This window comes from Herbiconiux aconitum, assembly GCF_024979235.1.
Taxonomy (GTDB): Bacteria; Actinomycetota; Actinomycetes; order Actinomycetales; family Microbacteriaceae; genus Herbiconiux; species Herbiconiux aconitum.
Map to the genome: position 1 here is coordinate 1856839 of NZ_JANLCM010000001.1, position 17430 is coordinate 1874268.

Annotated in this window: 14 protein-coding genes; 11 read left to right on the forward strand and 3 right to left on the reverse strand. The window is 67.4% G+C overall.

Translation table 11 applies throughout. The features are described 5' to 3' along the window. Nucleotides 1–24: 24 nt before the first annotated feature. The 6 genes from N1027_RS08870 (at nt 25) to guaA (ending at nt 6759) form a co-directional block, all read left to right on the forward strand. On the forward strand, nt 25–1755 hold the full coding sequence (locus tag N1027_RS08870) for a glycerol-3-phosphate dehydrogenase/oxidase (RefSeq protein ID WP_259507019.1): 1731 nt from the start codon (nt 25–27) through the stop codon (nt 1753–1755). A 124-nt stretch (nt 1756–1879) separates the two neighbouring features. Further along, nucleotides 1880–2410 carry a cation:proton antiporter regulatory subunit gene (locus tag N1027_RS08875; RefSeq protein ID WP_259507020.1) on the forward strand — a complete coding sequence of 177 codons (531 nt, stop codon included), beginning with the start codon at nt 1880–1882 and terminating at the stop codon, nt 2408–2410. A 12-nt stretch (nt 2411–2422) separates the two neighbouring features. Further along, on the forward strand, nt 2423–3898 hold the full coding sequence (locus N1027_RS08880; RefSeq protein WP_259507021.1) for a cation:proton antiporter: 1476 nt from the start codon (nt 2423–2425) through the stop codon (nt 3896–3898). Beyond that, on the forward strand, nt 3895–4713 hold the full coding sequence (locus N1027_RS08885; RefSeq protein WP_259507022.1) for an SURF1 family protein: 819 nt from the start codon (nt 3895–3897) through the stop codon (nt 4711–4713). Before N1027_RS08880 ends, N1027_RS08885 begins: the two co-directional genes overlap by 4 nt. A gap of 5 nt (nt 4714–4718) precedes the next feature. Further along, complete coding sequence (locus N1027_RS08890) at nt 4719–5168, forward strand: DUF3817 domain-containing protein (protein WP_259507023.1); 450 nt, start codon at nt 4719–4721, stop codon at nt 5166–5168. A gap of 28 nt (nt 5169–5196) precedes the next feature. Next, complete coding sequence (gene guaA / locus N1027_RS08895; protein ID WP_259507948.1) at nt 5197–6759, forward strand: glutamine-hydrolyzing GMP synthase; 1563 nt, start codon at nt 5197–5199, stop codon at nt 6757–6759. Here guaA and N1027_RS08900 read toward each other — a convergent pair. Further along, nucleotides 6743–7879, reverse strand: coding sequence for a DUF418 domain-containing protein (locus N1027_RS08900; RefSeq protein ID WP_259507024.1), 1137 nt, complete (start codon nt 7877–7879; stop codon nt 6743–6745). The two genes, guaA and N1027_RS08900, sit on opposite strands and share 17 nt — an antisense overlap. 52 nt (nt 7880–7931) lie before the next feature. After that, nucleotides 7932–8762, reverse strand: a complete 831-nt coding sequence (locus tag N1027_RS08905) for a Bax inhibitor-1/YccA family protein (protein WP_259507026.1) — start codon at nt 8760–8762, stop codon at nt 7932–7934. Between the two features lie 150 nt (nt 8763–8912). Between N1027_RS08905 and N1027_RS08910 the strand changes: the two genes are divergently transcribed. Together N1027_RS08910 and N1027_RS08915 are read left to right on the forward strand one after the other, a co-directional pair. Further along, a complete protein-coding gene (locus N1027_RS08910) occupies nt 8913–9983 on the forward strand; it encodes a glycerophosphodiester phosphodiesterase family protein (RefSeq protein WP_259507949.1) in 1071 nt (356 codons plus the stop codon). Between the two features lie 12 nt (nt 9984–9995). Continuing rightward, entirely contained in the window at nt 9996–12407 is a 2412-nt protein-coding gene (locus N1027_RS08915; protein ID WP_259507028.1) for an ATP-dependent helicase, read from the forward strand. Between the two features lie 17 nt (nt 12408–12424). Here N1027_RS08915 and N1027_RS08920 read toward each other — a convergent pair whose 3' ends face one another. Then, nucleotides 12425–14353, reverse strand: coding sequence for a hypothetical protein (locus N1027_RS08920; RefSeq protein WP_259507030.1), 1929 nt, complete (start codon nt 14351–14353; stop codon nt 12425–12427). Nucleotides 14354–14574: 221 nt separating this feature from the next. Here N1027_RS08920 and sucC point away from each other — a divergent pair, with 221 nt between their 5' ends. The 3 genes from sucC to N1027_RS08935 all read left to right on the forward strand — a co-directional run bounded on the left by sucC (nt 14575) and on the right by N1027_RS08935 (nt 17416). Beyond that, the gene (gene sucC, locus N1027_RS08925; protein ID WP_259507032.1) at nt 14575–15744 is read left to right on the forward strand and encodes an ADP-forming succinate--CoA ligase subunit beta; all 1170 of its coding nucleotides are present in this window, start codon (nt 14575–14577) and stop codon (nt 15742–15744) included. A gap of 17 nt (nt 15745–15761) precedes the next feature. Then, entirely contained in the window at nt 15762–16664 is a 903-nt protein-coding gene (sucD, locus tag N1027_RS08930; RefSeq protein ID WP_259507034.1) for a succinate--CoA ligase subunit alpha, read from the forward strand. Between the two features lie 227 nt (nt 16665–16891). Further along, complete coding sequence (locus N1027_RS08935) at nt 16892–17416, forward strand: hypothetical protein (RefSeq protein ID WP_259507036.1); 525 nt, start codon at nt 16892–16894, stop codon at nt 17414–17416. Nucleotides 17417–17430: the final 14 nt, after the last annotated feature.

The following is a 17430-nucleotide window of genomic DNA, read 5'->3' on the forward strand; positions in this document are numbered from 1 at the left end:
AGCTCTGCGATGAAGGAGAGTTCCATGGCAACGAAGACCTCGGTTTCGCACTCGACGAAGATCGGTCCGGAGGAACGCGCAGCCGCCATCGAGACCCTCAAGACGAAAGAGCTCGACATCCTCGTGGTGGGTGGCGGCATCGTCGGCACCGGCAGTGCCCTGGATGCCGTGACGCGGGGCCTCCGGGTGGGCATGGTGGAAGCGCGGGACTGGGCATCCGGAACCTCGAGCCGCTCGTCGAAACTCGTGCACGGCGGCATCCGTTATCTGGAACAGCTCGACTTCCGGCTCGTGCGCGAGGCGCTGATCGAACGGGGCCTCCTGCTGCAGCGGATCGCCCCGCACCTCGTGAAGCCCGTGCGCTTTCTCTACCCCCTGCAGAAGCGCGTGATCGAGCGGGCTTACGTGGGGGCCGGGATGCTCCTGTACGACATCTTCTCCTACTCCGGTGGCCGCCCTCCCGGCGTTCCGCATCACCGCCACCTGTCGAAGCGGCAGGTGCAGAAGCTCATGCCGAGCCTCGGAAAAGACGCCTTGATCGGCGGCATCACCTACTACGACGCCCAGGTCGACGACGCTCGCTACGTGGCGAGCGTCGCCCGCACCGCCGCCTCCTACGGCGCCCACGTGGCCAGCCGGGTGCAGGTGGAGGGCTTCATCAAGGTGGGTGAGCGGGTCGTGGGTGTGAACGCGCACGATCTCGAGACGGGCGAGAAGTTCGAGATCCGCGCGAAGCAGGTGGTGAACGCCACCGGCGTCTGGACCGACGACACCCAGGCCATGGTGGGGGAGCGCGGGCAGTTCAAAGTGCGCGCCTCGAAGGGCATCCACCTCGTGGTGCCGCGGGATCGGTTCCAGGGCAAATCGGGCCTGCTGCTCCGCACGGAGAAGAGCGTTCTCTTCGTCATTCCGTGGGGCCGCCACTGGCTGGTGGGCACCACCGACACCGACTGGCATCTCGACAAGGCGCATCCGGCCGCCACCGCTGCCGACATCGACTACGTGCTGGAGCACGTGAACAAGGTGCTCGCGGTGCCGCTGACGCGCGAAGACGTCGAGGGTGTGTTCGCGGGATTGCGGCCACTGCTGGCCGGCGAGTCCGACCAGACCTCGAAGCTCTCGCGCGAACACCTCGTGGCGCACTCGGTGCCGGGGCTCGTCGTGATCGCCGGTGGCAAGTGGACGACGTACCGCGTGATGGCGAAGGATGCGATCGACGCCGCGGTCTCGGCGCTCGACGGCAGGATCTCACCCTCGGTGACCCAGGACATCGCGTTGCTCGGCGCGGAGGGCTACCAGGCCGCCTGGAACAAGCGCGCCAAGATTGCTCGCAAGTTCGGCGTTCACACGGTGCGGATCGAACATCTGCTGAACCGCTACGGCACGCTGACCGACGAGCTGCTCGATCTCATCCTCGACGACCCGAGCCTGGCCGATCCGCTCCCCGGTGCCGATGACTACATCGGAGCCGAGGTTGTGTACGCCGCCTCGCACGAGAGCGCGCTGCACCTCGACGACGTGCTCGCCCGGCGCACCCGCATCTCGATCGAGGCCTGGGACCGCGGTGTCTCGGCGGCCCCGGTCGCCGCCAAGTTGATGGCCGGCGTGCTCGGCTGGGACGAGGAGACCACCGAGCGCGAGGTCGCCTACTATCTCGAGCGAGTGCGGGCCGAGCGGGCGAGCCAGGAGCAGCCCGACGACGAGTCGGCGGAGCGCATCCGCCTGCAGGCGCCCGACATCGTCGAGACGAACTGAGGTTCTGCACAGGGCGTCTCCCGCGAGCGTTCTCCACAAGCTGAGGCCGCCAGAGCGGGGCCCGTGCGCTGCGGGCCTAAAATAGGAGTACCGCGATCGCGGTGACTTCTTGAGGAGACAGCACATGGTGGACGTTCGGCGAGTGAAGCTTCCCGGAGTGGGGGTGCTGCACACCTTCTACACCTCCGACGGCGGAAAGGTGGGCGTGATCGCCCACCGGTCCGGGCACAGCGACCTCATCACCTTCGCCGACGACGAAGACGGCCCCGACGTGACGAAGGTGTCGCTGCGGCTCTCCGAAGACGAGGCGCACACCCTTGCCGAACTCCTGGGTGGCACGCAGATCACCGAGTCGCTCACGGCACTCGACCAGATCCCCGGCCTCAGCATCGACTGGTTCACGGTCGACTACGAAGACCACATCGCCGGGCAGCCTCTCGGCAGCCCCGCTGAGCGCGGCATCGCCGGGCTCACCGTCGTCGCCGTGGTGCGCGGTGAGTCCACGAACCCGGCTCCGGCACCCGACTTCAAGGTCTTCCCCGGCGACACACTCGTCGTCGCGGGTTCGCCCGAGAAAGTGGCCAAGGCGTTCAACTTCTTCCGAACCGGTGCGGCGAAGCCGAAGGTCGCGGTCGACGGTCCGCCCGGAAACTAGACGGCCGGACGCATGCACCTAGGCCCCGACCTCCTCGTCCTCGGCGTCCTCTTCGTCATCGCCTATGTCCTCGGGCGGCTGGGCAAATCCATCGGGCTCCCCGCCATCCCGATCTACATGGTCGTGGGCCTCTTGGCCAGCCCGTACTTCGGCTGGTTCCCGATCAACTTCGTGCACGGGGAGTACATCGAGCTGATCGCGGTCTTCGGACTGATCCTCCTGCTGTTCAACCTCGGGCTGGAGTTCGACCAAGACGAGTTCTTCGGCAACGCCGGCAAGCTCATCATCTCGGGCGGCTCCTACATCGCCATCAACATGGTGGTGGGCTTCGCCTTCGGCTTCCTGGTGGGGTGGGGCACCCGAGAGGCGCTCGTCATCGCGGGGATCACCGCGACATCCTCCAGCGCCATCGTCACGAAGCTCCTGATCGAGCTCAACCGGCTGGCCAACCGCGAGACCCCGATGATCCTGGGTGTCACGGTGGTCGAAGACGTGTTCATCGCCATCTACCTGGCCATCGTCTCGGTGGTGCTCTCCGGCGAGACCGAGATCTGGCCGGTGGTGGGCAAGCTCGTCATCTCGTTCGTGTTCCTCATCGTGATGTTCGCGGTGGCGCGCTGGGGCGGTCGTGTGGTGTCGCGCCTGTTCCGCACCAAAGACGACGAGCTGTTCACCATCTTGTTCTTCGGGCTGGCGATCATGTTCGGCGGCCTCGGTGAGATCCTCGGCGTGACGGATGCGATCGGGGCGTTCCTCATCGGCCTGGTGCTCGGCGCCACCCGCTATCGCAACCGGATCGAGCAGATCGCCATCCCGTTGCGCGACGTGTTCGGCGCTTTCTTCTTCTTGAACTTCGGACTCGGGCTCGACCCGACGAAGTTCCCGGAGGTCATCGTGCCGGTGGTGATCGCGGTGGTGATGACGGTGGTGCTCAACATCATCGCGGGCCAGTTCGTGGCCTGGCTGAACGGCCTCGGGCCGCAGGCCGGCATCAATACGGCGGCCATCCTGCAGAATCGCGGAGAGTTCGCGCTGATTCTCGCGACGCTGGCGCTCGCCGCCGGCCTCGACTCGCGCATCCAGCCTTTCGCCGGACTCTACGTGCTTATCATGGCGATCATGGGTCCGATCCTCGCCGTCAATTCCGAGAAGATCGGTGCGGTGGTGCTCGGCACGAAGAAGAAGCAGGCCGTGGCGAGAGCGCGCTCCGCCGAAGCGGCCGAGGCCATCGCGTTGATGGAAGCCGAGACGCGCGGCGACCGCCTCGGCGAGGTGGAGCAAGTGCCCGCTGCCTACAGCGGCGGTACGGGCGGTTCCGGCGCACCGGGCGGCGGTGACGCCGCCGTGGTCGACGCCGATACCGATCTCGACCTGGGCGACGTCGACGATCTGCCCGAACCCGACCGAGCGCACGCGGAACGCCTGATCGAACAGGCCATGCAGCAGTCCGACGAAGAGAAGCCCCGACCGAGAGACAGCGAGTATTGAGCATCTTCAGTGTGATGCGGCGGCCGCGCTGGATCGCGACCCTCGTTCTCGCCTTGGCGGTGGCCGGCGGATTCGCCGCCCTCGGCCAGTGGCAACTCGATCGCGCCGTCTCGACGGGCACCGTCGTGAACGACCAGACCGAGCAGGTGCGGCCGCTCACCGACGTCGCGCAGCCGCAGGCCCCGGTGGTGGAGACGCAGGCGGCGCAGCGTGTGAGCGTGCCGGGGCACTTCGTGGCCAGCGGCTACGACGTTCTGGGAGGCCGGCTGAACGACGGGGCCGACGGCTTCTGGGTGATCGGTCAGTTCGCGGTCGACAGCCCCGCCGACACCTACCTCGCCGTGGCCCTCGGCTGGACGCCACAGGCCGAGGAAGCCCTTGCGACAGCTCAGGCTCTCGCGGCCAACGCGGGATCGGTCTCTGAGACACTCGTCGGCCGATACCTGCCGACCGAGGCTCCTGTGCTCTCCGACGACCAGAAGCCGCTCGTCGGCGTGGAGTCGCTCTCCGGCGGGCCGATCCAGACCACCATGTCGGTCTCGACCCTGATCAACCAGTGGCCGGAGTTCGACCAGGCCGCCGACGTCTACGGTGGCTATGTCGTCACCGACACCCCGCCGGTCGGCCTCGACGTCATCTCCTCGCCCGAACCGTCGCGTTCGGTGGAGCTCAACTGGCTCAACATCTTCTATGCCGCCGAGTGGGTGGTGTTCGCCGGCTTCGCCATCTACCTCTGGTACCGCCTGGTGCGCGACACCTGGGAGCGCGAGCAGGAGGAAGCCGCAGATAACGCTCCGGATGCGCGGGTAGGCTAGTTTCCATGGCTCTCGCACCCAAGTTGAAGGACTTTCCGCGCATCCGCGGAGCCCTGAAGTTCTACCAGGTCGCCTCGATCATCACGGGCACGCTCCTTCTCCTGCTGTGCGCGGAGATGCTGCTGAAATACACCCCGATCGCGCTCGAACTCGAGCTCGGCGGCCCGCAGGGGTTCCTCGCCCTCGTGCCCGCCGGCACCACAGTCGCCGTGAACATCAGCCTCGGCATCCTGATCGTGCACGGCTGGTTCTATGTCGTCTACCTGTTCTCCGACTTCCGACTGTGGAGCCTGATGCGCTGGCCGTTCCTGCGGTTCATCATCATCGCGCTCGGCGGAGTCATTCCCTTCCTCTCCTTCTTCCTCGAGGCGCGTATCGCCCGCGAGGTCACGGCCTACCTCGCCACGCGCGAAGCCGAGGCCGCCCTACCCGAACCTGTGGAGGCATCCAATTAGCGGATCAGACACCCCTGACCATGAGGAACTGACTCGTCCCGTTCTGGTCGTCGACTTCGGTGCGCAATACGCGCAGCTGATCGCGCGCCGAGTGCGTGAGGCCAGCGTCTACTCCGAGATCGTGCCGCACGACATCAGCGCGGCCGAGGTGGCGGCGAAGAACCCCGTCGGCATCGTGCTTTCGGGCGGCCCTTCGAGCGTCTACGAGGCGGGCGCGCCCGCCTTCGATTCGGAGATCTTCGAGCTCGGCGTGCCGGTGATGGGCATCTGCTACGGCTTCCAGGTGATGGCCCGCGCGCTCGGCGGCGAGGTGGCGCAGACCGGAGCCCGGGAGTACGGCTCGACCGACATGGCGGTCGGCGGCGACGGTGGGTCGCTGCTCAGCGAGCAGCCGCCCGCGCAGACGGTGTGGATGAGCCACGGCGACTCTGTGGTGCAGGCGCCGGAGGGCTTCGATGTGCTCGCGAGCACCGCGTCGACCCCGGTGGCCGCGTTCGCCAACCCGTCGCGGGGCCTCTACGGCGTGCAGTGGCACCCCGAGGTCAAGCACACCCAGTTCGGGCAAGACCTCATCGAGAACTTCCTGCACCGGGCGGCCGGCATCCCGGCCGACTGGAATCCAGGCAACGTCATCGCCGATCAGGTCGCCGCGATCCAGGCGCAGGTGGGTTCGGGCAAGGTGATCTGCGGACTCTCCGGCGGAGTCGACTCGGCCGTGGCGGCCGCTCTCGTGCACGAGGCCGTCGGCGACCAGCTGGTGTGCATCTTCGTCGACCACGGTCTGCTCCGCGAAGGCGAGCGCCGTCAGGTCGAGGAGGACTACGTGAAGTCCACCGGAGTGCGGCTCGTCACAGTGGATGCGCGCGAGCGCTTCCTGAGCGCGCTCGCCGGCGTCAGCGACCCCGAGCAGAAGCGCAAGATCATCGGGCGCGAGTTCATCCGCACCTTCGAGCAGGCGCAGGCCGATCTGATCGCCGAGGCCGCGGCCGATGGCGACCCGATCCGCTTCCTCGTGCAAGGCACGCTCTACCCCGATGTGGTGGAGTCGGGCGGTGGGAGCGGCACGGCGAACATCAAGAGCCACCACAACGTGGGCGGTCTGCCGGAAGACCTGCAGTTCGAACTCGTCGAGCCGCTGCGGGCGCTGTTCAAAGACGAGGTGCGTGCGATCGGCCGCGAACTCGGCCTGCCCGAGGAGATCGTGGGGCGTCAGCCGTTCCCCGGCCCCGGCCTCGGCATCCGCATCGTAGGCGAGGTGACGTTCGAGCGGCTCGAACTGCTGCGGCAGGCCGACGCGATCGTGCGCGCCGAACTGACAGCTGCGGGCCTCGACGCCGAGATCTGGCAGTGTCCGGTCGTGCTGCTCGCCGACGTGCGCTCGGTGGGCGTGCAGGGCGACGGCCGCACCTACGGCCACCCGATCGTGTTGCGCCCGGTGTCGAGTGAAGACGCGATGACCGCGGACTGGACTCGGTTGCCGTACGACGTGCTCGCCCGGATCTCGAACCGCATCACGAACGAAGTCTCGGGCGTCAACCGCGTCGTGCTCGACGTGACCTCGAAGCCCCCGGGCACTATCGAGTGGGAGTGACTTCCGGCGCCCGTGGTGGATTCGTTCGCCACGGGCGCTGTGTCGTCACCCGACTCACCACCCATTCGAGTGGTCCTTGCTCGAAGCGCAGGCGCCAGAAGCTCGTGATGAGAAGCGTGGGAATCGCGAGGGCGAAGAACAAGGGCAGGTTCTGCCAGCCCAGCACCCCCTCATGGGGAACGTTCGCGATGTAGAGCCAGATCACGATGATCTGCGCGCTGTACACGGTGAGCGGCATCGATCCGGCCGACGAGAGCGGCCACAGGATACGCGCGGAGAGTGTGCGCACGCGCCCGGGTGTCGACTCCGAGAGCCACACGAGCACGCCGATCACGGCGACGGCGACCCCGCTTGAAGCGATGACCTCTGCCGTCGAGTCGTCGTGCGCGAGCACAGGCTGCCCTGCGACAGCCGCGATGGCGTACCCGGCGATCGCCGCGACTCCGCCCACGGTCACCATGGCGAGCTGCACGGCGAGGCGACGGATGCCCGACCGTGCGACGAGAATGCCGATCGCGATGTAGGCGAGCCACACGGGCGCGGGGTAGGTGCCGTCGAGCCAGCGCTCCGGAAACACGAGCCAGGCGCTGTCGAGCACGATGGCCGCCCGGCCGGTCGCGCCGTCGATGGCGTCGTTCAGGGCGGTGACGACGACCGGACCGAGCAATGCGGCGGCAACCACCACCGCCGCGATCAGCCAGCGCGGGGCGCAGAGCAACGGGATGGCGACGAGGAACAAGAAGCCGTAGGTGTCGAGGATGATCGCGATCGGGGTGTCGAAGGCGGTGAGCGCCACACCGAACAGGATCAGCAGCAGGCCGCGGAGGGCGACGATGCCGGCGGCCCGACCCCGCGCATCCGGAGCCACACCGCGTTGCCCACCGGTCATCAGGCCGAGGGAGACGCCGGCGATGACGGCGAAGAGAATCGACGAACGGCCGTCGAACACCGTCTCGGCATCGGTCTCGGGCACCGTGTGGGCGAAGAGCATGCCGATCAGAGCGAGGCCACGCGCGACGTCGAGCCCGACGATGCGACCCGAGCTCGTGCCCGGGTCAGAAGGCGGGACGCCGGTCGGCCGGGAATCCGGTGGCTCGGAACGCGGAACGGGGCCATCCATGCGGATGACCCCGTTCTCTCGTTCTCGTCCGGGTGGCGGCTCGGTCAGCGCGTCAGCTTCGGAAGATCGCGATGATGCGCAGCAGCTCGAGGTAGAGCCAGACCAGCGTGAGCACCAGACCGAAGGCGGCCGACCAGCCGTACTTGCGGGGAGCGCCCGAGCGGACGCCCTTCTGGATGGCGTCGAAGTCGAGCACCAGCGAGTAGGCCGCCAGGATGACGGCGAAGACGCCGATGACGAGTCCGAGCGGGATGCCGAAGATCTCGACTCCGCGAAGACCGAAAGCGTTCGGTACGGCACCGGAGATCATCAGCACGAAGTTGATCAACGAGAACACGCCGTAGCCGACGATCGCGATGAGGAAGATCTTGGTGGCGCGCTTGGAGGCCCTGACCTTGCCGCTCGCGAAGAGGGCGAGTGTCACCGCGAACACCGCGAGAGTGGCGAGCACGGCCTGCAGCACGATGCCGGACCACTGCGATTCGAAGAAGCCTGAGAGGCCTCCGACGGCGAGGCCCTCGAACGCCGCGTAGAGCAGGATCAGCGGAACCGACGGCTCGCGTCGGAAGGCGTTGACCAGTCCGAAGACGAGCCCGCCGATGACACCGCCGATCATGAGACCGATGCCGAGAGGCGTGGGGTTCGGGAAGTTGGTGAGGAACCCGACGGCGGCGGTGGCCAGCAGCACGACGAACATGACGAGCGTCTTGACGATTGTGTCGTCGTAGCTCATCCGATCGGTCTCGGACGGCGTGGCCGCCGGACGGTCGTACATGTCTTGCAGGCCCTCGGCGGAGATCGTGGGAACCTGCGCCGGTGCACCCTTGCCGTTAAAGACCGGGTTTCGCGAGAAGGCGGGGTTGCTCGATGAGGCTTCAGCCATGTCAGTCTCTTCTGTGTGGGGAACATGAACGTGGACACCTATAACTTAGTCCACCCTCACCAAGAACTCGCTGGCAGTCCTCCGAATTCCCGCCGTATACCGGTTGGGATGCAAGGGCGGCGCCCGCGTTCGGCGTAGCGTGTCAGCGTGATGGAATTCCCCGGCGCGCACCCTCTCGTCATCGGTCACCGCGGCGCCAGCGGATATCGCCCCGAGCACACCGACTCGGCCTACGAACTCGCCTTCGGCCTCGGCGCCGATGCCGTCGAGCCCGACGTCGTCGTCTCTCGCGACGGGGTGCCGGTGGTGCGGCACGAGAACGAGATCTCGGGCACGACCGATGTGGCCGCGCATCCGGAGTTCGCCGACCGGCGCGCCACCAAGGAGATCGACGGTCATCCACAGACGGGCTGGTTCACCGAGGACTTCACCTGGGCCGAACTGCAGACGCTCCGCGCGAAGGAGCGGCTGCCGGCCGTGCGGCCCTCGAGCGCGAGCTTCGACGGCCGGTTCGGGTTGCTGCGGCTCTCCGACGTGTTGCGCATCGTCGACGAGGCCGAGTCGGATGTGCCGGACGACCCCGCCGACACGGAGGCTCCGGTCGTCGCCACGGCTGCACCGTCGGCCGTGGTCGAGCTGAAGCACGCCACGTATTTCGAGTCCATCGGTCTGCCACTCGGTGAGATCGTCGCAGCCGAGTTGGCCGAGGCGGGATGGAGCGATCGACCTGGCAGGCTCGTGCTCGAGAGCTTCGAGAAGACGGTGCTCGCCGAGTTGAGACGCCGCGGCGTGGCCGCCCACTACACCTACTTGATCGAAGACGGTGGCGCCCCGTTCGACCTGGTGGCTCGGGAGGGGTCTGCCGCTCCCGATTACGCGTCGCAGCTCACCGACACGGGTCTGGCGGCCCTGACGGGGGAGGTCGACGGGATCAGCGTCGACAAGTCGATCATCATGCCGCGCGACCTCGCCGGCGCCGCGCATCGGAGCTCTGACATCGTCGCGCGGGCGCACGCCGCCGGTCTGCAGATCTTCACGTGGACACTCCGCGCCGAGAACCGCTTTCTGCCGCGCAACTTCCGACTGGGGCACGACAAGGCGGCCTTCGGGCAGTGGGAGCAGGAGTTCCGTGCCATCCTCGCCACGGGTGTCGACGGCGTATTCGCCGACCAGCCCGATCTGGCCGTCTCGGCACGCCGCGCTGTCGGTGGCGCAGCCTAAACTTGAGGCAGCATGAGCGACGCCACCGAAACCACTCCCCGCATCACGCCGATCGTGGTCGGCGGCACGGGTCCCGCCGCCGAAGACGATGAGCTGCTCGAAGGCCTGAACCCCGAGCAGCGCGAAGCCGTGGTCTACCGCGGTTCGGCCCTGCTGATCGTCGCCGGCGCGGGCAGTGGCAAGACACGAGTGCTCACCCACCGCATCGCGAGCCTGATCAAGGGCGGCGAGGCCTGGCCGAGTCAGATTCTCGCGATCACCTTCACCAACAAGGCGGCCGCCGAGATGCGCGAGCGCGTCGGGCAGTTGCTCGGGCGAGTGGCGGAGGGCATGTGGATCTCGACGTTCCACTCCGCCTGCGTGCGCATCCTCCGCCGTGAGGCCGAGAACTTCGGCTTCACCAAGAGCTTCACCATCTACGATTCGCAGGATTCCCGTGCGCTTGTGAAGCGGATCATCAAAGACCTTCAGGCCGACACCTTCGGCTTCACGGTGGCCCAGGTCACCGGCAAGATCTCGAAGCTGAAGAACGAGCTGACGGATGTCGAGAGCTACGCGCGGCAGGCGAACTTCTCCGACCCGAACGATGCGATGTTCGTCGAGATCTTCCGCGCCTACTCGCGAGCCCTGCGCGAGGCGAACGCGTTCGACTTCGACGATCTGATCAGCCAGACCGTCTACCTGTTCCGTGCCTTTCCGCAGGTGGCCGAGAAATACCAGAGGCGCTTCCGGCACATCCTGGTCGACGAGTACCAAGACACCAATCACGCCCAGTACGCGCTCATCCGCGAGCTCACGCGGCCACCGGAGTCCAACGAGCTGACAGGCATCGCGGCCTTCGGTGGAGGAGGTGCCTCTCTCACCGTGGTCGGCGACTCCGACCAGTCGATCTATGCCTTCCGTGGGGCCGACATCCGCAACATCGTGGAGTTCGAACGCGACTTCCCCGGCGCGAAGGTCGTTCTGCTCGAGCAGAACTACCGGTCGACCCAGAACATCCTCTCGGCGGCGAACGCCGTCATCTCGAACAACTTCGATCGCAAAGACAAGAAGCTCTGGACGGCGGTGGGCGACGGCGAGAAGATCGTCGGGTTCACGGGCTACTCCGGGCACGACGAAGCCCAGTTCGTGGCCGACGAGATCGCGAAGTTGCGCGAAGGCGGTATGGCTTACAACCAGATCGCCGTGTTCTACCGCACCAACTCGCAGACCCGTGCGCTGGAGGAGATCTTCATCCGCTCCGCCCTGCCCTACCGGGTGCTCGGCGGCACCAAGTTCTACGAACGCGCCGAGATCAAAGATGCCATGGCGTATCTCACCTCGGTCGCGAACCCGTTCGACGGGCTCGCGCTGCGCCGCATCCTGAACACGCCGAAACGGGGGATCGGGCCGGCCACCGAGACGCAGCTGGCCTCCTTCGCCGAACGGGAGAACGTCAGCTACCGCGAGGCGATGCGCCGCGCCGCCGAGCTCGGGCTGGGGCCGAAGGTGACAGGAGCCATCTTGCAGCTCGCGGGCCTGCTCGATGAGGCCACGGAACTGGTGACCCCGGATCGCCCGGGAGGCGAAGCGCAGGTGAGCGAGGTGCTCACCCTTCTGATGGAGCAGAGCGGCTTCGTGAAGAGCCTGCGTGCCACGCGCGACCCGCAAGACGAAGCGCGTGCGGAGAACGTCGAAGAGCTCCTCGCCGTGACGAAGGAATTCAATCGCAACAACCCCGACGGCACGTTGCTCGACTTCCTCACCGAGGTATCTCTCGTGGCGGCGGTCGACGACCTCGACGACTCCAGCGGAACCGTCTCCCTGATGACCTTGCACACGGCGAAGGGGCTCGAATACGACGCCGTCTTCCTCACCGGGGTCGAAGAAGATCTGCTGCCCCACCGGATGTCGGCGGGCGAACCCGGAGGCCCGGCCGAGGAGCGGCGCCTCTTCTACGTCGGAATCACCCGGGCGAAGAAGCGACTCTTTCTCTCCTTGGCGATGACGCGCGCCCAGTTCGGCGAGACAGCTGTGGCCATGCCCAGCCGCTACCTGCAGGAGATCCCGGCCGAACTGATCGAGTGGATCCAGTCGCCCGGCATGGCCACCTCGCGGGGTGGCAGTGAACCGCGGGCGCTCAACGCCAACCGCGGCCGAGGAAACTACGGTGGCGGATCGCGCTGGAACAGCGATTCGGGCCTCGGGATTCCGCCGGGTCCACCCCGGCCGAAGACCGAGTGGGCCAACCGCGTCACCGGACAGGTGCGTGACAACGGCGACCTCGAGCTGCAACCGGGCGACCGCATCCGTCACACCGACTTCGGCGAGGGCCGGGTGAATCAGGTGACCGGCGAGGGCAACAAGCGCGTGGCTCACGTGCAGTTCGAAGCGGCTGGGCCCAAGAAGCTCTTGATCAAGATCGCGCCGATCGAGAAGATCTGAGCCGGCGGCGCGCGAGGTCATCGCCAGCGCCGCGTGGCGAGACCCAGGCCTGCGAGGCCCGCGATGATCGCGGTCACGGCGAGGGTGGTGGACATCACCGTCGGCGCGCCGGAGCCCCCGGTAGAGGCCAACTGCACCGTGGCGGGCGGCGCGGGTGGCGCAGTCGCCGGCGGCGTCGGGGGAACGAGGGGTGCGATGACCGCAACCGATTCCGACTCGTGCACGCGAGTGTCGGAGAACGCCGGAATCAGAACGGGCGCCCTGTCGGTGCCGCCGGCATCGCCGGCAGTGCGGTGGTCTGCATCGCCACCCGCGCCACCGCTGGTGCTGCCCCCGAGCTCGTCGGGATCGCTGCCGGCCGACTCGAAGACGAAATAGTAGAAACCGGCATCGTCGACCTGGATGCACGGAGATTCGTGCGTGCCGTCGGACTCGATCGTGGTGGTCACGGTGCCGGCCACCGGGAAGTCGGCCCACCCCTCCGGTGTCGTCTCTTCGGCAGGCCGATTCGGCAGTGGACCCAGCAGTGTCGACGTCACGACGATCGGCGCAGCGCCTCGCGGGAGCCCGTCGACCGTCAGCCGGTCACTGACGCAGCCGCTGTCGTGCACGTCAGCCGCCGAGGCCGCTGTCGTGATCGTCGGAGAAGCCGGTACGACGGTGGTCTCCGAGGCGACCCCGAACCGCGACGCCCAACTCATCAGCCGGTCACCACCCTTCTCGAACGGGGTGCGGGCCGGGTCGATGGAATCGGTCCAGACGTAGTAGCCCGCCTCGGGCACGATGCAGGGAGGCGATTCCATCGTGCCCGGCCCGGTTTCGGCCGCGGTCTCGACCGAGCAGACCACCGGGGCATCTGCGGGCGCGGCGTCACTCTCTACCGGTCGCGTCGGGAACGGCCCGAGCAGCACGCTTTCGATCACGACCGGGATCGGTACGAGGGATCCGTCGGGGGCGCGGTACACACCCCACTCGTCACCGGTGGGCGAGTCAGCGTGCACTCCGAGCTCGAGGGTGTCGGTGAGGGCGGTGCCTGGCTCGGCGACCGCGTTGCTCGTGGTGGTTTCGACGCGGGGGTGGAACGGCAGTCCGCTCGGGCCGCGTTCGGCATCCGTCGCCCGCGCCGATGTGGGAAAGGGATGGGTGACCAGGAGGTTCTGGCTGTCGCCGGTGTTGCGACCGAGCCGGAATCCCGGCCCGAACGGCAGATCGTCGTAGACGATGTCGACCGACACCTCCTCGACGGCGCCGGCCTGCTCGGGGTGGATGCGCGTGGCGACCCCGTTGCCCACCGTGGCGGTGGTGCCTCCACCGTCGAAGGTGGCGCCGTGCAACGTCATGCGCCCCGAGAACGAACCGGGGGAGAGGGTTACCGGGCCCGACAAGTAGTCGACCGTCACCTGCGAGATCACGGAGCCGCGAGAGCCGTCGAGATCGAGTTGCACGGTGGCCGAAGCCCCTCGGGACGCACCTGACCCGCCATTCGCGATCCGGAGCATGTGGTTCGCCGCCTGCACGACCAGATCGGCATCGGCATTAGCCCGTTGCGCGAAGTACGCTTGGTCGTGGCCCGCTAGACCCGTGATGGTCCAGACCGCCAGTTGCGCGGCCGCCGCGGTCAGCGGGTCTCCCGGAGCTCCCCACTCTCGCGAGATGAACGCCAGCCGCGCCGAGTCATCGGCCGAGAACCAGCCGGCGGTGGCACCGTCGACGTAGTCGAAGTCGGCCCCGTGCGGCGTCGGGCGCGTCACGTCGATGCAGTAGCCGAAATTGCCGTCGTCGAGCTCGTAATTGCCGAGCCAGGATGTGTGATCGACCTTCCAGAGCACCCCTTGGCCGTGCGCGACGGCTTGCGCGGCGAAGGCGGTCGCGCCGGCCGAGAGGGCCAGCGAGACGGTGATGAGGCTCAGGAAGACGGCGATCAGGATGCGGGGGATTCGGTTCATGGATCCAGAGTGAACGGCACGCATCCGGTGTATTCGAACCGCCGCAGATCTGTGCACAACGGAGTCGATCCGGGCATCCGGGGAGGACAAGACGCCCCTTGGAGCGGGGGTAGAGTTCTAGATGGTGTCCGGAGCGATGAAGGGAAACCTTCTCTTCGTCGAGCCTTGAGTCATGCCCCGTCCACATGGGGCGACGAGAAGAAATCGATTGGAAGACCAGCGTGGATCTATTCGAGTACCAAGCCCGAGACCTGTTCGAAAGTTATGGTGTTCCGGTTCTGCCGGGCATCGTCGCTGACACCCCCGAGGAGGTCAGGGCGGCAGCCGAGAAGCTCGGCGGCGTCACCGTGGTGAAGGCCCAGGTCAAGGTGGGCGGCCGCGGCAAGGCAGGCGGCGTCAAGGTCGCGAAAGACCCCGAGGCGGCCGAAGAAGCCGCGAAGGCCATTCTGGGCCTCGACATCAAGGGCCACGTCGTGAAGCGCGTCATGGTCGCCGGCGGCGCCCGCATCGCGGAGGAGTTCTACTTCTCGGTGCTGCTCGACCGCGCCAACCGCTCCTACCTGTCGCTCACGAGCTACGAGGGCGGCATGGAGATCGAGCAGCTCGCCGTCGAACGCCCCGAGGCACTCGCCCGCATCGAGGTCGACCCGATCGCGGGCATCGACCTCGAGACCGCGAAGCGGATCGCCATCGACGCGAAGTTCCCCGCCGAGCTGGTCGAGAAGGTCGCCCCCGTCTTCGTGAAGCTGTGGGAGGTCTACAAGGGCGAGGATGCGACGCTCGTCGAGGTCAACCCCCTCGTGCTGACCGAAGAGGGCGACATCATCGCGCTCGACGGCAAGGTCTCGCTCGACGAGAACGCGGACTTCCGTCACCCCGGCCACGCAGCCCTGGAAGACGCCGAAGCCGCCGACCCGCTCGAGGCGAAGGCCAAGAAGAACGACCTCAACTACGTGAAGCTCGACGGCGAGGTCGGCGTGATCGGCAACGGCGCAGGCCTCGTGATGTCGACTCTCGACGTCGTCTCGTACGCCGGAGAGAAGCACGGCGGTGTGAAGCCGGCCAACTTCCTCGACATCGGCGGCGGAGCATCCGCTCAGGTGATGGCCAACGGCCTCGACGTCATCCTCGGTGACCCGCAGGTGAAGAGCGTCTTCGTGAACGTGTTCGGCGGCATCACGGCCTGCGACGCCGTGGCCAACGGCATCGTCGGCGCCCTCGAGGTGCTCGGCGACTCGGCCACCAAGCCGCTCGTCGTGCGGCTCGACGGCAACAAGGTCGAGGAGGGACGCGCCATCCTGACGCAGGCCGCGCACCCCCTCGTGACCCTGGCCCTGACGATGGACGACGGCGCCGACAAGGCCGCCGAACTCGCCGCAGCGGCGAAGTAAGTAGAGGACGAGAGAACATGTCGATTTTTCTGAACAAGGATTCCAAGGTCATCGTCCAGGGCATCACGGGCGGTGAGGGCACCAAGCACACCGCCCTCATGCTGAAGGCCGGCACCCAGGTGGTCGGCGGCGTGAACGCCCGCAAGGCCGGCACCACCGTCAGCCACACCGACAAAGACGGCAACGCCGTCGAACTGCCCGTGTTCGGCACGGTCGCCGAGGCCATCGAGGCCACCGGCGCCGACGTGTCGATCGCCTTCGTGCCGCCGGCCTTCTCGAAGGACGCCATCATCGAGGCCATCGACACCGAGATCCCGCTGCTCGTCGTGATCACCGAGGGCATTCCCGTGCAGGACTCGGCGGAGGCCTGGGCCTACGCCAAGGCCAAGGGCAACAAGACCCGGATCATCGGCCCGAACTGCCCCGGCATCATCACGCCCGGCGAGTCGCTCGTCGGCATCACGCCGGCGAACATCACCGGCAAGGGCCCGATCGGCCTCGTCTCCAAGTCGGGCACCCTGACCTACCAGATGATGTACGAGCTGCGCGACCTCGGATTCTCGACCGCGATCGGCATCGGCGGCGACCCGATCATCGGCACCACCCACATCGACGCGCTCGCCGCGTTCGAGGCCGACCCGGAGACGAAGGCCATCGTGATGATCGGCGAGATCGGCGGCGACGCCGAAGAGCGCGCGGCCGACTTCATCAAGGCCAACGTCACGAAGCCGGTCGTGGGCTACGTCGCGGGCTTCACCGCCCCTGAGGGCAAGACGATGGGCCACGCGGGAGCGATCGTGTCCGGATCGGCCGGCACCGCCCAGGCCAAGAAGGAGGCCCTCGAGGCCGCCGGTGTGCGCGTGGGCAAGACGCCGAGCGAGACCGCCGCGCTGCTGCGCGAGGTGTACGCGGGGCTGTGATGCTGTGTTAGCTGCAAAGGGGGCCGTGCTTCGCGCGGCCCCCTTTGGCGTCGCCGGTCCCCGCCCGGCGCCGCGCGACATGTTCGCGTGAGGTCGCTGACGCGGCCTCGCGCTCACCCTGGGTCGTCGAGCGCGGCCTGCTGCCTGCGAGCGCGGTGGAGCGCCTGGGTCGTCGAGTGCGGCCTGCTGGCTCGGGTCGCGGTGGAGCCTACTGGCAGAATGTGGTTGTGACCGAGACCCAGCCCAACGCGCACGGTGAGTTGAGTTTGTATCGGCGGCTGCGGCATGAGCTGGTCACGCCGGAGTCGATCTACGGCACCATCATCGTGAGCGCGCTGATCGTGATCGCCGAGGACGACGAAAGCGACTTCAACCTCCTCGTCGTCGTCGCCGGCACCAGCTTCGTGTTCTGGATCGCCCACGTCTTCGCAGCGACCGTCGCCCATCACGGCAAGCGGGGTGGCATCGAGATCCCGCTCGGCGAGGCGCTCGGCAACGCGGTCCGGCACTCCGCCGGCCTCCTCATCGCGGCCATCATCCCCATCCTGGTTCTCGCACTCGGCGCCGCCGGCATCGTCGACGAAGACCTCGCCTACGTGCTCGCCCTGTTCGTGGGCGTCGTGATCCTCTTCGTGCTCGGCACCCTCGCCTTCGCCGAACGCGGCAGCCGCTGGTACTTCTGCCTGCTCGGCGGCACCGCGACAGCGCTGCTCGGGGTGGTCGTCATCCTGCTGAAGGCCGTCTTCCACTGAGACGACTGTCGAGC